The organism is Rhodoferax sp. (genome assembly GCF_025354435.1).
Classification (GTDB): Bacteria; Pseudomonadota; Gammaproteobacteria; order Burkholderiales; family Burkholderiaceae_C; genus Rhodoferax_B.
This window is the reverse complement of the sequence record NZ_JANXMU010000012.1, coordinates 1-23,066: the sequence shown is the minus strand read 5'-3', so window position 1 is coordinate 23,066 and position 23,066 is coordinate 1. Positions and strand designations below refer to the sequence as shown.

19 protein-coding genes are annotated in these 23,066 nt (G+C 64.7%); 7 read left to right on the top strand and 12 right to left on the bottom strand.

Translation table 11 applies throughout. The features are described 5' to 3' along the window. Position 1: 1 nt before the first annotated feature. The gene (locus tag Q0T48_RS03030; protein WP_295952205.1) at positions 2–1,468 is read right to left on the bottom strand and encodes a PLP-dependent aminotransferase family protein; all 1,467 of its coding nucleotides are present in this window, start codon (positions 1,466–1,468) and stop codon (positions 2–4) included. A gap of 170 nt (positions 1,469–1,638) precedes the next feature. Between Q0T48_RS03030 and Q0T48_RS03025 the strand changes: the two genes are divergently transcribed. Then, positions 1,639–1,995 (top strand): hypothetical protein, encoded by a 357-nt coding sequence (locus tag Q0T48_RS03025; protein ID WP_295952201.1) that lies wholly within the window; start codon positions 1,639–1,641, stop codon positions 1,993–1,995. 2 nt (positions 1,996–1,997) lie between these two features. On the opposite strand, the gene Q0T48_RS03020 is transcribed toward Q0T48_RS03025, so the two are convergent. The 10 genes from Q0T48_RS03020 to Q0T48_RS02975 all read right to left on the bottom strand — a co-directional run bounded on the left by Q0T48_RS03020 (position 1,998) and on the right by Q0T48_RS02975 (position 12,567). Next, positions 1,998–2,801, bottom strand: coding sequence for a class I SAM-dependent methyltransferase (locus tag Q0T48_RS03020; RefSeq protein WP_295952198.1), 804 nt, complete (start codon positions 2,799–2,801; stop codon positions 1,998–2,000). Between the two features lie 74 nt (positions 2,802–2,875). Next, positions 2,876–3,751 (bottom strand): sugar phosphate isomerase/epimerase family protein, encoded by an 876-nt coding sequence (locus Q0T48_RS03015; protein WP_295952195.1) that lies wholly within the window; start codon positions 3,749–3,751, stop codon positions 2,876–2,878. A gap of 19 nt (positions 3,752–3,770) precedes the next feature. Beyond that, on the bottom strand, positions 3,771–4,508 hold the full coding sequence (locus Q0T48_RS03010; protein ID WP_295952193.1) for an SDR family oxidoreductase: 738 nt from the start codon (positions 4,506–4,508) through the stop codon (positions 3,771–3,773). Positions 4,509–4,519: 11 nt separating this feature from the next. After that, positions 4,520–5,608: a sn-glycerol-3-phosphate ABC transporter ATP-binding protein UgpC gene (ugpC, locus tag Q0T48_RS03005; protein WP_295952189.1), complete on the bottom strand. Its 1,089-nt coding sequence runs from the start codon at positions 5,606–5,608 to the stop codon at positions 4,520–4,522. 29 nt (positions 5,609–5,637) lie between these two features. Beyond that, positions 5,638–6,459: a carbohydrate ABC transporter permease gene (locus tag Q0T48_RS03000; RefSeq protein ID WP_295952188.1), complete on the bottom strand. Its 822-nt coding sequence runs from the start codon at positions 6,457–6,459 to the stop codon at positions 5,638–5,640. Then, entirely contained in the window at positions 6,459–7,394 is a 936-nt protein-coding gene (locus Q0T48_RS02995) for a sugar ABC transporter permease (RefSeq protein WP_295952186.1), read from the bottom strand. The genes Q0T48_RS03000 and Q0T48_RS02995 overlap by 1 nt, the downstream gene beginning before the upstream one ends. 78 nt (positions 7,395–7,472) lie before the next feature. Then, positions 7,473–8,831: a sugar ABC transporter substrate-binding protein gene (locus tag Q0T48_RS02990; RefSeq protein WP_295952183.1), complete on the bottom strand. Its 1,359-nt coding sequence runs from the start codon at positions 8,829–8,831 to the stop codon at positions 7,473–7,475. Between the two features lie 53 nt (positions 8,832–8,884). Continuing rightward, positions 8,885–10,480: an FGGY-family carbohydrate kinase gene (locus Q0T48_RS02985; RefSeq protein ID WP_295952180.1), complete on the bottom strand. Its 1,596-nt coding sequence runs from the start codon at positions 10,478–10,480 to the stop codon at positions 8,885–8,887. After that, a complete protein-coding gene (locus tag Q0T48_RS02980; RefSeq protein ID WP_295952175.1) occupies positions 10,477–11,574 on the bottom strand; it encodes an alcohol dehydrogenase catalytic domain-containing protein in 1,098 nt (365 codons plus the stop codon). The genes Q0T48_RS02985 and Q0T48_RS02980 overlap by 4 nt, the downstream gene beginning before the upstream one ends. Positions 11,575–11,685: 111 nt before the next feature. Next, positions 11,686–12,567: an AraC family transcriptional regulator gene (locus tag Q0T48_RS02975; protein ID WP_295952173.1), complete on the bottom strand. Its 882-nt coding sequence runs from the start codon at positions 12,565–12,567 to the stop codon at positions 11,686–11,688. Between the two features lie 362 nt (positions 12,568–12,929). Here Q0T48_RS02975 and Q0T48_RS02970 point away from each other — a divergent pair, with 362 nt between their 5' ends. The 6 genes from Q0T48_RS02970 (at position 12,930) to Q0T48_RS02945 (ending at position 21,810) form a co-directional block, all read left to right on the top strand. Then, complete coding sequence (locus tag Q0T48_RS02970) at positions 12,930–13,238, top strand: BON domain-containing protein (protein ID WP_295952171.1); 309 nt, start codon at positions 12,930–12,932, stop codon at positions 13,236–13,238. A gap of 148 nt (positions 13,239–13,386) precedes the next feature. Beyond that, positions 13,387–14,643, top strand: a complete 1,257-nt coding sequence (locus Q0T48_RS02965; RefSeq protein WP_295952168.1) for a lipoprotein-releasing ABC transporter permease subunit — start codon at positions 13,387–13,389, stop codon at positions 14,641–14,643. Beyond that, positions 14,636–15,316 (top strand): lipoprotein-releasing ABC transporter ATP-binding protein LolD, encoded by a 681-nt coding sequence (lolD, locus tag Q0T48_RS02960; RefSeq protein ID WP_295952165.1) that lies wholly within the window; start codon positions 14,636–14,638, stop codon positions 15,314–15,316. Before Q0T48_RS02965 ends, lolD begins: the two co-directional genes overlap by 8 nt. A 187-nt stretch (positions 15,317–15,503) precedes the next feature. Next, on the top strand, positions 15,504–17,306 hold the full coding sequence (locus tag Q0T48_RS02955) for a cyclic nucleotide-binding and patatin-like phospholipase domain-containing protein (protein WP_295952162.1): 1,803 nt from the start codon (positions 15,504–15,506) through the stop codon (positions 17,304–17,306). Further along, entirely contained in the window at positions 17,294–21,151 is a 3,858-nt protein-coding gene (locus Q0T48_RS02950) for an amino acid adenylation domain-containing protein (RefSeq protein WP_295952159.1), read from the top strand. The genes Q0T48_RS02955 and Q0T48_RS02950 overlap by 13 nt, the downstream gene beginning before the upstream one ends. Then, positions 21,148–21,810: a VTT domain-containing protein gene (locus Q0T48_RS02945; protein WP_295952157.1), complete on the top strand. Its 663-nt coding sequence runs from the start codon at positions 21,148–21,150 to the stop codon at positions 21,808–21,810. Before Q0T48_RS02950 ends, Q0T48_RS02945 begins: the two co-directional genes overlap by 4 nt. On the opposite strand, the gene Q0T48_RS02940 is transcribed toward Q0T48_RS02945, so the two are convergent. Next, positions 21,807–22,847, bottom strand: coding sequence for a hypothetical protein (locus Q0T48_RS02940; protein ID WP_295952154.1), 1,041 nt, complete (start codon positions 22,845–22,847; stop codon positions 21,807–21,809). The two genes, Q0T48_RS02945 and Q0T48_RS02940, sit on opposite strands and share 4 nt — an antisense overlap. Positions 22,848–23,066: the final 219 nt, after the last annotated feature.

Below are 23,066 nucleotides of genomic sequence, written 5' to 3'. Positions count from 1 at the left end.
TTTAGCGTGTTTTGGCCAATTCCCCCACCAGCTCCCCCAGCCGTGCAAACGCCCGGTCTACCTCGGGCGTGAACGGCCAGCCGCAGTTGACGCGCAAATGGCTCTCGAAGCGGTTGGAGTTGGTAAAGATGGTGCCGGGGGCGATCACGGTGTTCTCGGCCAGGGCGGCGTGGAACAAGGCGGTGGCCGACAGGCCGTGGGGTAGCTCAATCCACAGCGACAGGCCTCCGCGTGGCACGGTGAGGCGTGTGCCGGGCGGGAAGTAGGTGGCCACGGCCTGGGCGGTCTGGGTGCGCTGGGTGGCCAGGGTGGCGCGCAGGTGGCGCAGGTAACGGTCGTACGCGGGCGAGCCGATGAAGCTGGCAGCGGCGCGCTGGGCCAGGCGCTCGTTGCTGCGCGAGGCGGCGAACTTCAGCATTTCCACCCGCGCCTGCCAGCGCCCGGCGCTGATCCAGCCCAGGCGCAGGCCGGGGGCCAGGCATTTGTGCAGCGACGCGCAATACACCACGTGGCCGCTGTCGTCCCAAGACTTGATGGCCCGCAGCGGCTCCATGCGCAGTACGCTGTCATCCACCAGGGCGCTGTAGGTGTCGTCTTCAATCAAGGCTACATCGTGCTGCTGGCACAGGCGCAGCAGGGCCTGCTTGTGGGCGCTGGGCATGATGCTGCCAGTGGGGTTTTGCAGGTAGGACACGACCACCACGGCCTTGATACCCGGGGTGTTGCGCAACGCCAGCTCCACCGCGTCTACCGAGATGCCGGAGCGCGGGCTGGTGGGGATTTCCAGCGCTTTCAGGCCCAGGCTTTCCAGGGTTTGCAGCAGGCCGTAGAAGGTCGGCGACTCCACCGCGATGGTGTCGCCGGGCTGGGCCACGGCGCGCAGGGCCAGGTTCAGTGCTTCGGTGCAGCCGTTGGTGACCTGGATGTCACTGGCCGACAGCCGCATGCCTGCCAGCAGCGCCCGCAGGGCCAGCACTTCGCGGAATTCCAGGCAGCCTTGCGGCGGCGCGGCGCGCACCAGTTGCTCGGGGTCCAGGCGCAAGCTGCGTTGGGCGGCTTGCTGCAGGGCTTTGGCGGGGTACAGCTCGGGGGCGCAGCGGGCAATGGAGAGGTTGGTTTTGAAGCGCTGCATGCGCCCCAGCGCCAGATATTCGGACACTTTGGCGTGGATACCCAGGTACTGCGCCGGGTCGGGGGCGCGCTGCATCGGCGGGTCATTCACCGGGGGCAGTGTGGCCGCTGCCTGCGCGGGCCGCACAAAGTAGCCGGAGCGGGGCCGTGCCTCTAGCCAGCCTTCGCTCTCTAGCAGTCGGCACACCTGCATAGCCGTAGACAGGCTCACGGTGTGCTGGCGCACCACCTCCCGCAGCGATGGCATGCGCTGACCGGGCAGCAGACTGCTTGCTTGGATGGCGCTGCGGTAGTGGTCGGCGAGGTGTTGGTATTTGGGCTGGGTGGGTATGGGCATGGCACATCATGGAGTGGCGAGCGTGGGCTGAACAGGTACAGACGGAGGCTAAATAGACCATAACAGATGCCAAATTTCTACACTGTTGCGATACAGATGGGTGGGGTCTGTGGCTGTTCGGGGCGGGCCAGATTTTTTACGCTACAGGCTCATTCACCCAAAGGCCTTGTATGTCTACCCTTGCGGCTCCAGAACCCCTGTTTACCCTGCACCTGCAGCCCGCCCAGCGGGCCTGGGAGCGTTTACCCCGTGGTGCCGAAATTGCTGTGCTGCAGGGCACGGTGCGCCTGCACGTGATGGCCTACCTGGCGGGCATGTGGGTCGAGTTGCCGGTGCTGCTGCGCGCTGGGGAGCGGCACCGGGTGGAGGTGGCGGGGTGGATGCAGATGGAGGCTGTGGGCGCAGCAAAGATCAGCGGCATAGCGCGGCCAGATTGGATGACTGCCATCCCTTGGAAATTTTCTTATTTTGATAGCGCCCTGCGTAGACTCTATATGCGCTGGAGGCACTTTTTACCAAAATATTGACTTTACCGGGCTTGCGCACGCGTCAGCAGGTAGTCCTGGTGCACGTGGTTGTCGACAAAGTAATCGGCGGCGATGGCTTCGAATTCGGCACGGAACTGCTGGAGCCGCTCGGGCGTGTCGGCCAGCTTGGCAACGAGCTTTTGCATCGGCCCGATGGTCTGCTCCAGAAACATGCGGTAGTGCGGGATGCTGAGGGCGGGCAGGTGCATCGCGCCGCGGGCGAAAAACGGCGGGCTGAACCCATCGCCCAGGCGATCGGCGATGGTGGCGGGGTGGCCCCATTGCGGCGGGGGCGAGGCCCCCTCGGGCAGCGGGGGCGCGTGGCGGCCAAGGAAGGCAAACATCCGGCCAACCATGTGCTCGGGGGGCCAGGTGGCAAAGGCGATGCGGCCTTGGGGTTTGAGCACGCGGCGCATCTCGGCCACCACCTGGGCGGGGCGGGGGGCAAACATGTGGCCAAACTGGCTCAGCACCACGTCGAAGGATGCGTCGGGGTAGGGCAGTTGCTCGGCATCGCCCTCGGTCCAGACAATCTCCCCATGGCGGGCGATGGCGGCGTTTTCGCGCGCCTGCGCCAGCAGTTCGGGCGTGAGGTCCAGTGCGGTGACCCGGGCACCTGCGCGCGCCGCTGTGAGGGCGGCGATGCCCGTGCCGGTGCCCACGTCCAGCACCGCCTCACCTGGCTGGATGCCCGCAACCCGCACCAGGTGTGCCGACACCGGCAGGGTGAAAACGGCCATGGGTGTGAACGATGCCCAGGTGGTGCGCTGTTGGTGCTTCCAGTCTGCCAATGGGTCATTCGCCATGGGGTACTCCTAAGGATTACGCCAAATACTAGTCCGTACAGCCCAAAAGGCAAACTGGAGTGGGCGGTCAGCGCTCAAGCATGCGCCAGGGCCATGCGACCAGCCTGCGCCCCATTCGCCATGAAGCTACGCGCATGGATGGCCAGGTTCAGTCCGTCGTCCCACAGATTGCGCCAGATCGCCAGGGCGTTGGACAGGTCTTCGTTCACCACGGTGGACGAGAAGCTCTCAAAGGTAATGGTGCCCTGGTAGTCCACCATGGCCAGGGCCTTGAAGAACTGCGCGAAATCCACCGTGCCGGAACCCAGGTAGCCGCGGTTGCTCTCGCCGATGTGCACGTAGCCCAGGCGCTTGCCGCAGGCCAGCACCGGCTGCATGAAGTCGGCCTCTTCGATGTTCATGTGGTAAGTGTCCAGGTGCACCACCGCGTTGGGCGCGTCGATGCGGTCTATCAGCTCCAGCGCCTGCAAGGCGGTGTTGATCTGGTTGCTCTCGTAGCGGTTCACCACCTCCAGGCCCAGCGTGACGCCTTGGGTGAGCGCAAAGTCGGCCATGCGCTTGAGCGCGTCGCTGGCGTTTCGCCGGCCCTGGGCACTTAACGGGCCGGGGTACTTGGCCATGGCACCGTAAAGGATGCCACCGAAGTAGGCGCCGCCCAGCGCTGCCGTCATGTTCACGCCTTCTTCCAGCAGGGCGATGCCCCGCGCCACACAGGCCGGGTCTTCGCTGGAGATGTCAGCATCCAGGGTGAGGCCGCGCGAACAGCCTAGCTGCAGCTGGTTTTCCTGCAGCAGGTCGCGCGTCAGCGCCAGGTCCATCACCTTGGGGCCGTGTAGCGAGAGCTCAATCAGGTCGTAACCGGCCAGCCGGGTCTGCTCCATGACTTTGCGGGTGGATGCGGGGCCGAGGTCGCCGGCCCAGACCAGGGCATGTACACCGAGTGGATTCATTGCATATCTCCTTGAAAGTTCAGCCCGCGCGAAAGCCGCCGTCTACATCCACGCAGGTGCCGTGCACCATGCGTGCGTCGTCGCTAAGTAGAAAGGCGATGACTGAGGCCACCTCTTCGGGCTGCACAAAGCGCTGCAGCGGGATGCGGTTCAGCATGCCGGCGGACTTGACCGGGTCGCTCCAGGCCAGCACCGCCATGGGTGTCAAGGTGACGACCGGGTTCACGCTGTTGACGCGGATGCCCATCGGGCCCAGCTCCACTGCCATCACCCGGGTGATGGCGTCCAGCGCCGCCTTCGACGCGCAATACGCGGTGTGGTTCGGGATGCCGACCTGGGCCGCGATGCTGGACACATTGACGATGGCCCCGGGCACCTTGCGGCGCAGCAGGTCACGCACCACCTCCTGCGCCACCAGCATGGGTGCGCGGGTGTTGGTGGCCATCAGCCGGTCCAGGTCTTCCACCGTGGTGTCCATGAAGGGCGTGAGCTGGGCGATGCCGGCGCAATTCACCAGCCCGTCCAGCGGCAGGGCCGAGCGCACTGCGGCACGCGTGGCGGCCACGTCGGCCAGATCCACGGCCAGGTTCACTGGCGGCGTGTGGCAGCCAATCTCTGCGGTCAGCTGTTCCAGGTCGATGGGGTTGCGGCTCAGGGCTACCACGGTGGCACCGCGCTGTGCCAGCAGCAGGGCGGTGGCGCGGCCTATGCCTTTGCCCGCGCCGGTGACCAGCACACGTTTTCCATTGAAGTCCATGCTTTTCTCCTTCAGAGCGCCAGGCCCTGGGCATCGAACAGGTAGGCATGTTCCAGCGCCGCCGTCATCACCAGGCCCTCGCCCGGCGTGACGGTGTGGCGGCCCTGGGCCATGGCAATCAGCGGTACTTTGTCGGCAGTCTGCACATAGAACTGCGAGGTGCCGCCCAGGTTTTCCACATAGTGGGCGCTGACCGACAGGGCCAGCGGCGATGCACCACCGATGGCGATGTGTTCGGGCCGCAGGCCCAGGGTCAGCGTGTCGCCCGGGCGGACTGCGGCGCCAGCGCTCACCGGTAGCGCCACCGTGCCAGCCTGCAACGCGGCGTGGGCCAGGCGCACCCGACCGTCCTCTACCGCCTCCACCTGCATCGGCAGAAAGTTCATTTTGGGTGAACCGATGAAACCTGCCACAAAGGTGTTGACCGGGTGGTCGTACAGGTCAGCAGGCGAGCCTATCTGTTCGACCTTGCCCGCACGCAGCACCACGATGCGGTCGGCCAGCGTCATGGCCTCGACCTGGTCGTGTGTCACGTAGACCATGGTCACGCCCAGTTCGCGGTGCAGCCGGGCGATCTCGACCCGCATCTCGCCGCGCAGCTCGGCGTCCAGGTTGGACAGCGGCTCGTCGAACAAAAACAGCTTGGGCTTGCGCACGATGGCCCGGCCGATCGCCACCCGCTGGCGCTGGCCGCCGGACAGGTCTTTGGGGCGGCGCTCCAGCAGGTGCTCCAGCTTCAGGATCGCGGCCGCATCGGATACGCGCTTGTAGATTTCGTCCGGCGGCGTCTTGATCATCTTCAGGCCGAAGGACATGTTCTCGCGCACCGACATGTGCGGATACAGCGCATACGACTGGAACACCATGGACACGCCGCGCGCGGCCGGTTCGACCTCGGTCACGTCCACGCCGTTGATGTGGATGCTGCCGCCGCTGACTTCGTCCAGGCCCGCCACCAGGCGCATCAGCGTGGATTTGCCGCAGCCCGAGGGGCCGACGAAGACCACGAACTCGCCTTCTCGCGCCTCCAGGCTGACCCCGCCGATGACGGTGGCGTCGCCGTACTTCTTGACCACATGGTCGATCTTCAAAAATGTCATGCGCTAGTCTCCCGTTGCTGTTGTTGGTGTCATTTGGTGGCGCCCATGGTCAGGCCGCGCACCATGTGGCGCGACACGAACAGGGCGAAGATGGTCACGGGTAAGACGATGATGGTGCCGGTGGCCATGATCTTTCCCCAGGGCAGTTCGTAGCCCGACATATAGCTGGTGGCGATCACCGGTGCGGTCTGCACCGCGCTGCGCGTCAGCACCAGCGCATACAGCAGCTCGTTCCACGAGAAGATGAAGCTGAAGATGGCCGACACCGCGATCCCCGGCAGGCCGAGCGGCAGATAGATGCGCCAGAAGATGTCCCACTGGTTGGCGTTGTCCAGCCGCGCGGCTTGCTCCAGGTCGGGCGGGATAGAGCGGAACTGGTCGGTGCAGATCCACACCACGATGGGCAGGCAGAACGACAGGTAGATCAGGATCAGCACCAGGTGCGTATCGAGCAGGCCCGCGCTCTGCGCCAGCAAATACACCGGCAGCGCCAGCACGATGGGGCTGATCATGCGGTTCGAGATGAACCAGAACCACAGATCCTTCTTGCCCCGGAACTGGAAGCGTGCCAGCGAATACGCCGCCGGTGCGCCCATGGCTACTGCCAGGAGCGTGGTGCAGCTGGCGACGATGAGCGAGTTGCGAATGGCACCAAACACTTTGTCGTCCTGCCAGACTTCGGCGTAATTGGCCACGGTGGGAATGAAGGTCCACACCGGCGGCGAGGCCAGCAGGTCGGTCTGGTCCTTGAAGCTGCTGGCCACCATCCAGTAAAACGGAAACAGGGTGAAGGCCAGGAAGGCCAGCAGCCCCAGCAGGTGCAGCCCCTTGCCGAGTTTTTTGGAGTTCATTAGTCGATTTCCCGGTAGAAGACGGAGATGAAGAGGCGGCTCAGCAGGATGGTCAGCACCAGCAGCAAAATCGCCTGCGCCGATGCCGTGCCCATGTCGAAGATGCGAAAGCCCACCCGCTGGATGTAGATCGACACCAGCTCGGTGGCCGCGCCCGGGCCGCCCCGCGTCATGGTAAACACCATGTCGAACAGCTTCAGGATGTCGGCCGAACGCAGGATCAGCACCGCGGTGAAGCCGGGCAGCAGATAGGGCAGCTGCACATAGCGCAGCAGATTCAGGTGCGACGAGGTTTCCAGCCGCGCGGCTTCCTCTACCTCGTTGGGCACCATGGACAGCCCGGCCAGAAAGATCAGCGCGCAAAACGGCGTCCACTGCCAGATGTCCATGATGGCGATGGCCGCGAACGCACCCGCCTGGTTGCCCAGCCAGTCGAACGGCGCAAAGCCCAGCCACGAGGCAAACTGGTTCGCTACGCCGAAGTCGCGGTTGAAGATCAACCGGCCGATCAGCCCGACCACCGCGTAGGTGGTGGCCAGCGGAACCACCAGCGACACCCGCACCAGCGAGCGCGCCATGGACCAGCCCGGCTTGTGCAGCATCAGCGCGATCGCCATGCCCAGGGCCAGCTCCACCGGCATCACCGTGAGGTAGAAAGTGGTAGTGCGCCACAGCGTTTCCCAGAAAGTGCTGTCGCTCAGCACCGCCTTGTAATTGTCCAGCCCGACGAAGGGAAAGCCGTCGCGGGCGCGGGTCAGGTTGTATTTGCGCATCGAGGTGACCAGCGCAAACAAGGTTGGGTAGATGCCGATGGCGAACAGGGTGATGACGGCCGGGGCCAGAAACCACAGCGGTGTCCAGCGGCCATGGGCCAATCGCGATGCCCGCTTGGAGGGGAGGGTTGACGCAGCGTCAACAGAGGCGTGTGTATTCATGCAATATCCAAGGCAACGGGAAAGGGGCTATTCCAACGCCGGAGTTGCCTGCTGTGCAAGCAGGCAACTCCGGGTTGTTTATTGCAGTTTCTTTTTCTTGCCGTTGTAATAGCCTTCTTTGTCCAGCACCGATTCCATGCGGGTGCTGATCTCCTTGGTGCCCTGCTCGATGCTGGTTTCACCCAGCATGATCTTGCTGCCGAACTCGGCCACGGTTTCGGTAATCGACGACCAGGCTGGGAAGCGGGGGCGGAATTCCGGCACACCTTGCTGCCACGACTCGACCATCGGTTTCACGTACTTGAACTTGGCCTGGATGGCAGGGTCTTTGTAGACCGCCATGCGCCCGGACACGCCACCGGCTTCCACATACTGCTTGGCGATGGCATCCGAAGTGGCCCACTGGGTGAAGATCCACGAAGCCTTTTGCTGCGCGGGTGTGGCCTGCGAGGCCACGGCCAGCGAGAAGCCGCCGAGTGCGGGCAGGCGGCCGGCGGGGCCTTTGGGCTCGGGTGCCACGGCCAGGCAGTCGCCGAGTTTGGAGGTCTTGGGGTCGGTCAGCGTGCCGTAGAAGGCCGACCATTCGGTCAGCATCGCCACCTGGCCCTGGGCCAGCGCGTTCACCGCTTCGGCATGGTCGTAGCTCACCACGCCAGGGGGCATGTACTTCATCAAATCCTGGCGGAACTTCAGGCCGTCCTGGCTGCCCTTGGAGGCCAGGTTGGACTTGAAGTCCTTGTCCAGCAGGCTGCCGCCGAAGGGCCAGAGGAAACGCATGAAGCTGTCGGCCGATTGCGTTTCGCCGCGCAGCGACTGCAACGCATAGGCGTACTGTTTTTTCGCCGGATTGGTCAGCTTGGGGGCGTAGACGTTTTTCAGCTCGTCCCAGGTTTGCGGCGGGCCGCTGAAGCCAGCGTCTTTGAGCATGCACTGGTTGTAGAACATCAGGCCGGAATAGTTGTCAAACGGCAGGCCATAGACCTTGCCGTCCCAGGAGCCAAACGCATTCAGCAGCAGCGGGAAGAAGCCCTTCAGATCCAGGTTCGGGTCGGTGATGGCGGCATCCTTGGTGAAGGTATCCACCGGCACGATCCAGCCGCTTTCGGCAAACTCGCCAATCCACACCAGGTCCACCAGGGCCATGGTCAGGTCGCCTTTGGCGCTGAAGTTCAGCACCTGCTTTTCACGGGCGTTTTCGTAAGGCACAATTTCGTACTCCACCTTCAGGCCGGTCTTTTTCTCGAACTCGGGCAGCAGCTTGATGATGGCGCGGTAGCCGGGCCGGTCCAGGAATAGCACCTTGATCTTGGTGCCTTTCAAGGGGGCGGCAGCCTTGTCGATGGCCCAAGGTGCGGCGGTCTGTGCCAGCGCCGGGGTGGCGGGCATGGTCAGCGCGATCATGGCGGCGCCGATGGCCCCTAGTACAAATTTCTTCATGTTGTCTGTCTCCTTGTGGTTGCTTTGGTGAGGGAAAAGAAAGGTGCTTTTTTTCATGCTGGCGGGTCTCCTGGTGAACGGGGCGGTGTGGTGGTTGCGCGCAGGCGGTGCATCGCAGGCTTGAGCGCGGGATAGAGGTCTACGTACTGGGCAAACAAGTCGTTGTAGGCGGCGTGGGCTTCGGCGTTGGGCTCGGTGCGCAGCACCGGTGTCACCCAGCCACGGCGCACCGCGTCGGCGTCGATCAGACCCGCGCCGAAGGCTGCCAGCAGGGCCGCGCCCAGCGAGGCTTCCACATCGTCAGCCAGCGTGAACACCGGGCGGTTGGTGACGTCGGCAATGATCTGCATCCACAGGTCGGAATGGCTGGCACCGCCGACCACCACCAGTCGGTGGTCCAGCTGGGTAAGCCCGCGCACGCCGGCTTCGATGTTGTGGCGCAGCGCAAATGTCACGCCCTCCAGCACCGCGCGGTACAGGTGGGCGCGGCCGTGGTGCAGACCCAGGCCGACGAAAGCGCCGCTGGCCTGCGCGTCCCACACGGGGCTGCGCTCGCCCATCAAATAGGGCAGGAACAGCAGGCCGCCGCTGCCCGGTGGCAAAGGTGCCGCGTCTTTTTCCAGCAGGCTGTGTGGGTCGACGCCCAGGGTTTTGGCTGTGGCGATTTCGGCCTGGCAAAAGGTCTCGCGGAACCAGGTGACGGAGGCTCCGGCGGCGATGGCGCCGCCGAACACGTACAGATCCTTTGTACCGTTGTTATCGCCATTGAACACGTGCGGCATGCTGATCAGGCCGTGCCGCGCATCGACGCTTGGCCGGATCGTGCCCCAGCACATGCTGGTGCCTACCATTGCCACGTGGTTGCCGGGCTGGGTAGCACCGGCGGCCAGCGTGGCCACGGCGGCATCGACACCACCGGCCACCACCGGAATGCCTGCGGGCAAGCCCAGGCGCTCGGCCCAGGCCGGTAGCAGCGGGCCGACCACGCCGCTGGACTCGACCAGGCGCGCCGACACCATGTGCAGCGGAATGCCCAACATCTGCAGCGCCTCGGCCGACCAGCCGCGCTGTGCCACGTCGTAGATCCCGCCGATATTCCCGGCCGAGCTGTGGTCTACCGCGACTTCACCGGTCAGGCGGGCGTTGACATAGCTGTTGGGTGGCAGGAACTGCTGGGTGCGGGCCCAGATGGCGGGCTCTTTCTCGCGCAGCCAGAGCATCTTGGTGTAGCCGTAGTAGCTGTCTACGCCGTTGCCGGTGATGTCATACAGGCGCTCCAGGTCGACGTTCTCGCGGACCCAGCGCACCTCGTCCTGGGCGCGGCGGTCCATCCAGATCAGGCAGGGGTACAGCGCTTCGCCCTGCGCGTCCACCGGTATGCCGCTGCCGCCATACAGGCTGCTGACACATATGCTTTTGATAGCAGCTTGCGCAGAATCTACCTGGGCTAGAACCCCTTTTATGCATGCAACGACTGCGTCCAGCCAGACATCTGGCCACTGCTGCGCCCACAGCGGTTTTGGCGTTTCCACCTGGTAGCTTTTGGCGTGTTGGGCCAGGATCTGGCCGTCGGCCCGCACCAACACAGCCTTGGTGCTTTGGGTGCCGATGTCGACCCCGATCACGCAGGCGGCGGGGTGCTGGTTCATGCAGCACGTCCGGGTTTGAGCAAGACCTTGATCGAGTCCAGCGAATTGGCCAGCTTGAAGGCTTCTTCCCATTCGTCGAGCGTGAAGTCGTGGGTGACGATGCCACGCGAGGTCAGCAGGCCACGCTCCATCAGGTCGATCACCACCGGGTAGCAGTGCGGGCCGAGATGGGAGCCGCGCACGTCCAGCTCCTTGCGGTCGCCGATGATGGACCAGTCGGCGCTGGTCTCCTTGCCGAATACGCTGAATTCGACAAAGCGGCCGAGCTTGCGGATCAGCTCCAGGCCTTGGGTCACGCCGGCCGGCACGCCGGTGGTTTCGATGTAGACATCGCAGCCGTAGCCCTGGGTCAGGCTGTCGATGATGGCCCGGCCGTCGTCGGTGGCGGGGTTGATGGTCACGTCGGCACCGAAGGCCTTGGCCAGCGCCAGCCGGGCCGGCACCATGTCGATGACGACCAACTTCTTCGGCGTTTTTAGTTTGGCGATCTGCACCATGCCCAGGCCCAGCGGGCCGGCACCGGCGATCACCACCACGTCGTCGAGCTGGATGTCGGCGCGGTTCACGGTGTGCACCGCGCAGGCCATGGGCTCGATCATGGCGGCGTCGTTGAGCGAAATGCTTTCGGGGATTTTGTGCACCCGCGCCGTCGGCGGCAGGCGCATGTAGTCGGCCATGCCGCCATCGGCCACCACGCGCTGGAAGCCGAAGATGTTATGCACTTCGCACATGTGGTAGCTGCCGCTGGTGCAGTAGCGGCACTTGCCGCAGGGCACGATCTGCTCGGCGATGACGCGCTGGCCGATCGTCACGTCGAAGTGTTCCAGCGCACCCGGACCGGCCTCGACCACGTAGCCGAAGAATTCGTGGCCCGCGATCACCGGCGCCTTGACCCAGGCCGGCTTGCCGTCGCCGCCCCAGAACATGGCCGCGCCGGAATGGCATTTGCAGTCGCTGGCGCAGATGCCGCAGGCGACGATCTCGATGACCAGTTCGTTCGGGCCGGCCACGGGTTTGCCCACGCGTTCCAGGCGGTAGTCTTTCGGGCCGTGGCAGACCACGGCTTGCATGTCAGGGGCAGGTGTTGTGCTCATACGATGTCCATAGGTTAAAAAAAGGCCAAGCGCTGCCACACGGGGGCTGAAAAGCTCCCGCTGCAAGGCGTGGAAAAGTGGAAAAAAGGGCGGGGTATGCAGGCCAGGCGGCTAGCCGGTGGCCTCGCATTCATCGTTCAGCAGGTAGTAGCGCCTGAACTGCGAAGGGGGCACGGACTTTTGCGCCAGAAACTGGCGGTTGAAATTGGAGACGTTGTTGAAGCCGCAGGCGTAGCAGATGTCGGTGACCGACTGCTCGGACGAGATCAGCAGCTCGCAGGCCCGGTTCACCCGCAGCCGGTTCAGGTATTGCACAAACGGCAGCCCGGTGTGGCGGCGGAAGAAGCGCGAGAAGGCGCTGGGTTCCATACCGGCGTAGCGCGCCATACCGGATTCATTGAGCCGCTCGTTCAGGTGCTCGGCCAGATAGGTCAGCACCTGGTTGATGGTGGACGACTGGTAGCCCTGCGGGTCAGGCCGGAAGGTGGGTGTGGCCAGCAAGGTGTTGTCCTGTGCATGGGCCAAGGTTTCCAGCAGCGCCAGGAACTGGTAGACGCGCTGGAAGCCGCGCGCCGCCAGCAGGTTGGTGAGCAGAGGCACGGCCTTGGTGGTGACTTCGGGCGAGAACAATATGCCGCGCTGCGAGTCGGCCAGCAGCCGCTCCAACTGGCTTAGTTCGGGAAAAGCCTCGATGCCGCCCAGAATGCTCTTGCCGGAAAACTGCAGCACCACGCAGCGCTCGGGCACCGATTCCCCGGTGGGCACTTCGCTGATCCAGTTGTGCGGCAGGTTCGGGCCCATCATCACCAGCTGGCCGGGCTCGAAGGTACCAGTATGGTCGCCCACATAAAACCGGCCCGAGGTGTGGCTGATGTAGTTCAGCTCGTATTCGGGGTGGAAATGCCAGCGCACCGTTTCATACGGGTAGCCGTGCGTCCAAACCTTGAACGACTCCTGCTGCTGTATGCCTACCAGTTCGAGGTAAGGTGACATCCGCCATCTCCTTGTGTTCTTGTGTTTACCAACCTGCCATGGTCTTAGTTTAGGGAGCCGGTTGCGCGCTTACTACTGCGCGAGCTGCCCATCTCTGATACTTTTTTGGCTTCTAGGGTAAGTACTTAGTTTGTATCACCCGGTTGGAAATAAGAAGGTCTTTTAGCCTTCAAGTGCATATTCTGTCTACGCTTATAGCTATTGATTAAGTAGCAAAAAAAGGTGTTGGTTTTTTTCTGGCAAATTGCACATGCAACACAGCCACACGCCATCCGATACACAGCCGTCCCCTGCGCTTGGGAAGATAACTCCACCCCAAAACAACGCACCAATCTTGGTGCAACAACCCAAAGGATTCCACCATGACACGCACTTTCAACCGCATCGCCGCTTCTGCTCTGTTTGCCCTGGCTGCTGGCGCTTTCCTGCCCGCCCATGCTGCAGGCAACGATGCCGACCTGGCCAGCGCGGTCCAATCCGTCATCAGCAGCCAACTCGGTGGCGATGCCAAAGACCTGACGGTGACCGCCAGCAACGGCAATGTGACCTTGCACGGTTGGGCCCAAGGCCCCGTGGAAGAAGCCAAGGCCCGCCTGGTGGTCAGTACAGTGCCCGGTGTCTCCAATGCCTACAGCACCGTCCGTACCTTCTCCACCGACAACGACGAATAAACCGCCATTGAGGGTGTTTTAGCCCTCTAGCGTATATTCCTTTTGCGGCTACAGCTATCTAAAAGATAGCTGTAGCCGCTTTGGGCTTTGGAGCAGGCGTTTGCGTCCAAGCTGCCACAATCACCCCGTCTCCTCTCTCACCTGCTCCATGCAAATCCCTTACGAACTTTTGGTCGGCTGGCGCTATACGCGGGCGGGCCGGGCCACCCGGCGCAACGGTTTTATTAACTTCATCTCGGGCGTGTCCATGCTCGGGATCGCCTTGGGCGTTGCGGCGCTGATCATTGTGCTCAGCGTGATGAACGGCTTCCAGAAAGAGGTGCGCGACCGCATGCTGTCGGTGGTGGCGCACATTGAAATCTTCGCCCCCAACGGCGAGGCGCTGCCCGACGTGGCCAAGACTCTGGCCGAGGTCAAGCAGAACCCGGCGGTGGTGGGTGCTGCACCTTTCATCGCGAGCCAGGCATTGCTGGCGCGCGGCGAGGACATGAAAGGCACGATAGTGCGCGGCATCGACCCGGCGCACGAGGGCGAGGTTACCGACCTTGCCGTGGCCATGCCCAAGGAAACCCTGGCCAAGCTGGTGCCCGGCCAGTTTGGCGTGGTGCTGGGCATCGACTTGGCGCGCAGCCTGGGCGTGCGCGTGGGCGACCCGGTCACGCTGATCGCCCCCAGCGGGCAGGTCACCCCGGCCGGCGTGGTGCCGCGCCTGAAGCAGATGACGGTGGTGGGCACCTTCGAGTCCGGCCACTATGAATACGACTCGGCCCTGCTGATGATGCACATGGAAGATGCCGAGCGCATCTTCCGGCTGGAGGGCCCCACCGGCATCCGCGTCAAGCTGCAAGACCTGCACCAGGCGCGCCAGGTGGCCCAGCAACTGGCCAACAGCCTCAGCGGCAACCTGCTGATCCGCGACTGGACGCAGCAAAACAAAACCTGGTTCGCCGCGGTGGAGCTGGAAAAACGCATGATGTTCATCATCCTCACGCTGATCGTGGCCGTGGCCGCGTTCAACCTGGTCAGCACCCTGGTGATGACGGTCACCGACAAGCGCGCCGACATCGCCATCCTGCGCACCCTGGGAGCCAGCCCGCGCAGCATCATGGGCATCTTCATGGTGCAGGGCGCGATGGTCGGTGTGATGGGCACGCTGGCCGGGCTGCTGCTGGGCCTGGGCATTGCCTTCAACATCGACGTGATCGTGCCCGCGCTGGAGCAGCTGTTCCACGCCAGCTTTTTGCCGCGCGAGGTGTATTTCATCAGCCGCATGCCGAGTGAGCCGCAGCAGGCCGACATCGTGCCGATTGCGGTGATCTCGCTGATTCTGGCCTTTGTGGCCACCATTTACCCCAGCTGGCACGCCAGCCGTGTCAATCCTGCTGAAGCATTGCGTTATGAATAAGCCCGTACTTCAAGCCACTGGCTTAACCAAGCGTTTTACCGAAGGCCGCCTGGACGTAACCGTGCTCAAGGGCGTGGACCTGCAGGTGTTTGCGGGCGAAACCGTGGCCATCGTTGGCGCGTCCGGTTCGGGCAAAAGCACGCTGCTGCACCTGCTGGGCGGGCTAGATGCCCCCAGCAGCGGCACGGTGCAACTCCACGGCCACGACATGGCCCAGTGGGATGCGGCCGAGCAGGGCCGCCAGCGCAACCAGCACCTGGGCTTTGTCTACCAGTTCCACCACCTGCTGCCTGAATTCAGTGCGCTCGACAACGTTGCCATGCCCCTGTGGATTCGGCGGCTACCGCGCGACCAGGCTGCAGAAGAAGCTATGAAAATACTGGCACTGGTGGGTTTGCAGTACCGTGTGCACCACCGCCCCGCCGAGCTCTCGGGCGGTGAGCGCCAGCGCGTCGCCATCGCCCGTGCCCTGGTGGCCCAGCCCGCCTGCGTGCTGGCCGACGAGCCCACCGGCAACCTGGACCGTAGCACAGCCGACGGCGTTTTTGCGCTGATGCTGCAACTGGCGCGCGACCAGGGTACGGCCTTTGTACTGGTGACCCACGACGAGACTTTGGCGGCCCGCTGCGGACGCACTTTGCGCCTCAACTTGGGGCAGTTTGCCACCGCCTGAACCTGTCATTCGCTGTACAAACGCCGACTTGCACCCTTCTTGTGCAGGCGTACACTTGCTAAAGTGTGTACTTTTGTATCGGAGTTGGGTGTGGCGTGAGTCGGCTATGGCCTGCGTCCGGGCCCTGCCAGCGCCTCCCGGGTGAGCGTGTCACGGGATCATCGAATTCAAGACAAAGGGCGAGTCCATGCCAGGTAAGGAAAAATTCCATGCGCGGGTCATCCAGGTGCTGCGTGACAGCCGCGTGTTTGGCACGTTGGACGAAGCAGTATTGAACGATCTGGCCGACGTGCTGGTGCTGCAGGAAGTGCACGGCGGCAGCGTGGTGCTGGAAGAAGGCGCAGCAGCCGACAGCATGTTCTTCGTCATCACCGGCCGCCTGCGGGCATCGCGCCGCAACCGCGACGGCAGCGTCATGCTGTACAACGAAATCCGCCCCGGCGAGAGCGTCGGAGAAATGGGCTTGATCCTGCGTCAGCCGCGCACCGCCGACGTGACCGCCGTACGCGACTCCACCCTGGCGGTGCTGGACCGTAGCCACTTCGAGGCCTTGCTGGTGCGCCAGCCGCTGGCCCTGAACCGGGTGTTTTCCCAAGCTATTTTTGACCACCTGCGCCACACCACCCAAGTGGTGGACCGGCACCAGGCCCAGGCCTTCGTGGTGGTGCCGCTGCACGAAGGGGCGGGCTCTGCCGAGGTGGCGCGCGGCCTGGCCGAAGCCTTTGGGCGCGTGGGCCGGGTGCACCACATCACGCCCTCGGCCGAGCTGGAGCGCGGCTCGCAAACCTCGGAAGCCGGGGGCGGCAGCGACCGCTTCGACGCGCTGGAAGATGCCTACGACTTTTTGGTCTACGAGGCCGATGCCACGCCTTCGTCCTGGACGCGGCGGGCTTTCCGCCAGGCCGATCAGGTGATTTTTGTGGCCAATGCCGGGGCCTCTCGGTCCCAGGGCGCGCTGGAGCAGCGGCTCACCGGAGAGCCCGGCTTTGGCATGAAGCGCCAGCATCTGGTGGTGCTGTACCCGGCCGCGGCGGTGGCCCCCGATGTGACCAGCGTCTGGCGTGCCGGGCGGCAGATCGAACGCGTCTACCCCACGCGCGCCCAGCATACGGGCGACTACGCCCGGCTGGCGCGCTACCTGACCGGGCGCGCCGTGGGCGTGGTGTTGGGCGGCGGTGGTGCGCGCGGTTTTGCCCACCTGGGCCTGCTGCGGGCCATGCAAGAGGCGAATATTCCGGTGGACCTGGTGGGCGGCAACAGCATGGGCGCGCTGATTGGGGCGCAGTTTGCCTGCGGCCTGCCGCTGAACCAGATACGCGACCAGACCCGCAAGTTTGCCGAAGGCGGCGAGTGGCCGACCCTGCCCGTGGTGTCCATCGTCTCGGGCGGGCGCGTCAAGCGCGACCTGCGCGCCATGTTTGGCGATATCCAGATGGATGCCCTGTGGACCCCGTACTTTGCCGCGGCCTGCAACCTCACCAAGGGCGGCACCATGGTGCAGGAAACCGGACCGCTGTGGCGCGCCGTGCTGGCCAGTAATTCGCCTGCGGGCCTGTTCCCGCCGGTGCTGGTGGACGGCAATCTGCTGGTGGATGGCGCGATTCTGGAAAACGTGCCGGTGGACGCGATGCGCATGCGCCTCGGCGCGCCGCTGGAGAAGCGCCGCGGCAACGGCACCATTGTGGCCATCGACGTGGACGTGCAGGTCGAAATGGGCGTGGACCCGGCGCTGGAGCGCCTGTCGGTGCGCAGCACCCTGAAGGGCATGGTGTCGCGCAAACCCCGCAGCACGCCGGGCATCACCGAAATTTTGTACCGCGCCGGTCACATCGGCGGCCTGCACCAGCGCGCGGCCACCATTGCCCAGGCCGACCAGTACCTGGAGCCGCCGGTGGCCGGTTTTTCGCTCATGGCCTATAGCCGCGCCGACGAGATCATCGAAGTGGGCTACCGCCATGCGATGGAGACCATAGCGCAATGGAAGCTGTAACGCCGGTAGAGCGTCGCCATGAAGACCTGACCCTGTCGCTGAGCCAGCGCGAAGTCTGGCTGGACCAACGCACCTGGGCCGGTAGTGCGCACCTGAACATCGGCGGCGGGGCGTTTTTGGTGGGCCTACTGGACCTGCCGCGCTTCCAGGAAGCCCTGGCCCAGCTGGTGGCCGAGAGCGATGCCCTGCGCCTGGCCCCCCTGGCGGACGGCAGCCAGACCCTGCTCTCGCACAGCGCCCTGAACCTGGAAGTGGTGGACCTGTCGGCCCAGGCCGACCCCAAGGAGTCCATGCGCATCTGGTGGCAGCAGCGCATGACCGTGCCTTTTGTGCTGGATGGCACGCCCCCCTGGCGCTTTGCCCTGCTGCGTGCCAGCGATGTGCTGCATGGGCTGACCATCCAGTTCCACCACCTGGTGATGGACGGCTGGGGCACCTCGCAGGTGATGCGGCGCTGGAGCGAGCTGTACAACGCGCTGGAGACGGGCCTGGCCCCGGCGCTGCGCAGCGACCCGGGCTACAAGAAATTTATCGAAGAGTCCACCCTGTACCACCAGTCGCCCGCGTTCGAGCGCGATGCGGCCTACTGGCGCGGGCAAATGCCGGTACTGCCCCCGGCCCTGATCGAGCGCCGCTACGCCAGCACCCGCCAGCACGAGCTACCCGCTGCCCACATGGGGGTACAGCGCATTCCTCGGGCCGGTTACGACCGGCTGCGCCAGGTGGCGGCAGAACGCGGTTCCAGCGCCTTCAACTTCTTTTTGGCGGCCCTGATTCTGTACTTTGGCCGCGTCAGCAACCGCCAGGAAGTGGTGGTCGGCGTGCCCAGCCTGAACCGGGGCGGGCGGCGCTTTACCGACACGCTGGGCATGTTTGTGGGCGTGATACCGGTGGCGGTGCAGCTGGCCCCCGACATGACCCTGGGCGGGCTGCTGGCCGCCGTAGGCAGCGCCATGCGGGCCGCGCTGCGGCATCCACGCTACCCCTTGAGCGAGCTGGGTCGCACGCTGGAGGTGGCGCGCAACCGCCGCGACGGCCTGTTCGACGTGCTGCTGTCGTTCGAGCGGCAAGACTACGCGGTGTCGTTTGGCACCGCCGAGCTGGTCGAGTCGCGCCAGTTGTTCTCGGGCCGGGCCCGGTTTCCGCTGGGCGTGACGGTGTGCGAGTTCCATGCTGACGAGGACGTGGAGCTGGCACTGGAAGCCAGCGCCGCCTGCTTTGCCGAAGGCGAGGTGGAGCTGCTGGGCCGCCGCGTGTGGCACCTGGTCGAGGCCACCATGGGCCCGCCGGAGACCTTGCTGGACAGCATTGCGCTGGTGCCGCCGGAAGAACACTGGATGCTGATCGACGGCCTGCACAAAGACGTGGCCGCCATGGCGGTGGTCCAGCCTTTTGTGGTGCAGTTTGAGCACCACGCCGGGCTGCGCCCCGAATCCAATGCCTTGGTGTGGAACGAGGGCCAGGGCGTGGGGGCCATGGACTACGCCACGCTGAACGCAGTGTCTACCCACCTGGCCTGGCGCTTGCTGGCGCTGGGTGCGGGCAAGGACAAGATCATCGCCGTGGTGATGGACCGCTCGCCCGACTGGGTAGTCGCCATGCTGGCCATCGCCAAGGCCGGGGCGGCGTTTTTGCCTCTCGACCCCGAAGCTCCGTTGGCCCGGCTGGACGCGATTTTGCAAGAGGCCGGGGCTATCGCCGTGCTGATCCAGCCAGATACCCAGGAGCGGCTGGGCGGCCTGCACGCCCGGACCTTGCATGTAGATTGGATGGAAGCCTTGTCCGATGTGGCCCAGCACGGCTCGCAGCGGCTGACCGTGCAGCCCGCGGCGGACGACCTGGCCTACGTGCTGTTTACCTCGGGCTCTACCGGGCGGCCCAAGGGCGTGATGATCGAGCACGGCACACTGGCACGGCGGCTGGGCTGGCTGTCGCGGGCTTACGCGGTGGAATGGCATGACCGCTCGGCCCAGGCCACCCAGGTCACCTTCGACCCGTCGCTGATCGAGCTGCTGCTGCCGCTGGTGCACGGTGCCAGCGTGGCTTTGCCGCCGCCAGGGCGATTGCTGCCCGAGTCGCTGGCCGACTTTGCGGTGCGCCACCGGGTCACCATCATGGCCTTTGTGCCCAGCACCCTGAGCCGGTTTCTGGATTCGGCCGGGCACCGCAAGGACCTGAAGCTGCGCGTAGCCTGCTGCGGCGGCGAGGTGCTGTCGCCCGAGCTGGCGCAGCGCTTTTTGAAGGAAACCGGCGGGCGGCTGTACAACGTCTACGGCCCCACCGAAACCGCGATTTTTGCCACCGTCTGGGAGTGCGAAAACCACCGCACCGACAACGCCCTGCCGATTGGCCGCCCGATTGACGACACCCGTATCTACGTGCTGGACCACGCGCTGCGCCCCATGCCGCTGGGCGTGCCAGGCGAGATCTACATCGGCGGCGAGGCGATTGCGCGCGGCTACCTGAACCGCCCTGAGCTGGATGCCCAGGTGTTTCTGCCCGACCCGTTTTGGCCCGGCCACCGCATGTACCGCACCGGCGACCGGGGCTGGCTGGGCAACGATGGCAATCTGCACTTTTTGGGGCGGCTGGACCGGCAGGTCAAGCTGCGTGGCTACCGCATCGAGCTGGGCGAAATCGAGTCGGCGCTGTCGGCGATTGAAGGTGTGTTGCAGGCGGCTGCCAAGCTGATCGAGCGCAAAGGCAAGCCGCAAATCCACGCCTGGGTGGCTGCCACCGGCAAAGCTTCGGTGGAGAGCCTGCAGGCCGTGCTGCGCATGCGCCTGCCCAACTACATGGTGCCCAGCGGCATCAGCATCTTGCCGGGCCTGCCCGCCAGCGTGGCGGGCAAAACCGATTATGACGCACTGCCCGACCCCAGCGCTATCGCCAGCTCCACCCAGGCCCGTAAGGCCAACCGCCGCTACGAGGCCGAGCTGCTGGCGCTGTGGGAAGACGTGCTGGACACCCGGCCCATCACTGTGTTTGACAATTTCTTCGACCTGGGCGGCGACTCGCTGGCCGCCGTCACCATGCTGAGCAGCATCGAGAAGCTGGTGGGCCGCAAGGTGCCGATGTACTTGATTACTGAGCACCCCAGCATCGAAAGCCTGGCCGTAGCGCTGGCCGACAAGAACAAAGGCCCCAGTGTGATGCTCAATCTGGGCGCCGACACCGGTCGGGTGCCGCTGTACCTGGCCGCGTCGGGCCATGGCGACCTGCTGCGCTTCCAGAACCTGGCGCGCGCCCTCGGCAATGCCTGCGATGTGCACATGCTGCAACCCCCGTTTACCCAGCCGATAGAGCGCATCGATGACCTGGCCACTCTGTACGCCAATGCCATCCAGGCGCACGGCAAGCGGCCTGGTTTTTTGGCCGGGTTTTCGGTGGGCGGTGTGGCGGCGCTGGAGGCCATTCGCCTGCTGCAGCAGCGTGGTTTCCCGGTGCGTGGGCTGTTCTTGATTGACACCACCTACCCGGCATCGCGCCTGGGCGGCACGGCGTTTTGGCGGTTGTCGGGTTGGCTGGTGAAGCGGTTTCGCATGCAGGAGCTGAGCCTGAACGGCCGCCGCATGGGTGCCATGTTCAATGACCCCGGCCTGGTCAGCCAGGTGATGGCTTTGAAAGGCTACCGCCCCACAGGTTACGACGGGCCCACGCTGCTGCTCAAGTCATCCGGCCTGGCCAGCTGGAGCCGCTGGCTGTTTCGGCCTTGGTCGCGGCTGATGCCCAAGCATCTGTACGAACACCAGATCCGCGGGTTGCACGGCTCGATCTTTGAGCCCGGCAACGTCACCGAGTTGGCCACGGTGATCGCCGAGCGCATGGACAAGGCCGCACCTTGACCTCCTCCATGCGTTGGCGGGTCCTTGGACTGATGCTGGTGGTGGCCGCGCTGGTGGGTTTGGCGGTGGCCTGGAGCGCCTCGCCACTGCGCCAGTGGCTGGATGCCGACCGTATCGTCGGCGCGTTGCAGCAACTGGGGGCTTCGTTCGGGCCGGTGGCGGCGGTACTAGGCTTTGCGCTGGCCAGCATTCTGGTGGTGCCGCTGGGCTTTCTGACCCTGGTGGCGCTGGTAGCCTTTGGCCCCTGGCTGGGCATGGCCACCACCTTTGGCGGGGCTTTGCTTGGGGCTATGGCCAGCTACGGGCTGGGGCATCTGCTGGGCAACCCGGTGCTGCAAAAGCTGGGCGGCGAGCGGGTCAATACCGTCAGCCGTCGCCTGGCCGAGCGCGGTCTGCTGGCGGTGATCGCGGTGCGGGTGGTGCCCATCGCCCCGTTTGCCATCGTCAACATGGTCGCCGGTGCCTCGCACATCCGCCTGCGCGACATGGTGCTGGGCACGGCGCTGGGCATGGCCCCGGGCACGGTGATCATGGCGTTTTTTGTGGAGCAGATCGTGGCTGCTTTCCGCCAGCCCGGCCCGTTGGCGGTGGCGATTGTGCTGGGTCTGCTGGCCCTGGCCGGCTTGGGGGGCTGGGCCGCGCGCAAGTACTTGCGCTAGTTACCCAGCAGGGCAGAGCGGGCCTCAGGGGCTGCAAAAACGCAGGCCACATCGTGTGCGCAGCCCGGCACGGTGGTCACGCGGCGCTGCTTGCCAGGGGCCAGCAGCTTGCGGTCGTATTCGGTGTAAGCCAGCCCGCGTTGCATGCGGTACGGGCCCTGGGCCATGGCGGCGCAACTCTTGTCCAGAATCTTGTAAAACGTGCCCGGCGCGTCGCTGCTGTCCAGCGCGCCTTCCAGGTAGTGGATGTCGGCCTGCGCATAGTGGGTGCGGGCCTCAGTGGCGCTGCGGCCCAGGTCGGTGGGCAAGTCTTCGGTGCCGTACTTCCAGCGCTGGACCTCGGGGCAGGCAGCTACCGTGGCGGCGGGCCACACCGGATCAAAGTACAGCCAGGTGCCGGGGTCGGCCACCACATAACGCAGGGTGATAGGGGCGGGTGGCACGGCAGCGAAGCCGATGGCGTGCTGCACCATTTGCGCCCCGGCCGAAAACCCGGCAATGGTGACGGTTTGCAGGCTGGGCCACTGCTGGTGCAGCTCCACCACCAGCGCGTCCAGGGCGGCAAACGAGGTCAGCCCGGCGGCATTACGCGCCTGGCCACCGGCCATCCACGAGGCGCAGGTCCACAGCAGATCTCCGTCTTGTGCACCCGGCACGCCCGCTGTGTGGCATGGTGCTGCATCTGCCTCGCTGACCTGGAAAAACGGGGCTACCACCAAGCTGCGGTCTAATGCGCCACTGTGTTGCACGGCTTTCAGTGCGGCATTGAAGGTTTTGTTGGCGTCCCGTGGATGGCCGTGCACGGCGACCAGGGCCGCCGTGGGCGTGCCCGCACCGGGTACCCGCGAGGCATAAAAATGCATGCGCCCCAAGGCGCTGCCCGGTAGCGTGAAGGCAAAGTAGCACGCGGTGGATGCAGGGGCTGCGCAGTCGGGTGGGGTGTCTGCCCAGGCGGGCCATTGGCAGACTATGGCCAGCAACAAACCCATACGTAAAAGCCTGGAAACCTTCGCCGAACCCAGGGAGTGGGCATTCATAATTGATCCATTGGCTGTTATTTTTGTTTATTTTGTATTGGATAGGTAGTGGTGGCGGGCGGGTCAATAGATGGCTGATTGACCTTGCCCTCGAAAAACGTATCCCTTGCTGAGTGTTTAAATTCACGCAAGGAGAACGGAAATGACGAAGACGGCGAGAGCGCGATACACGCTCGAATTCAAGCAAGAAGCAGTGCGACTGGTCGAGGGAGGTCAGAG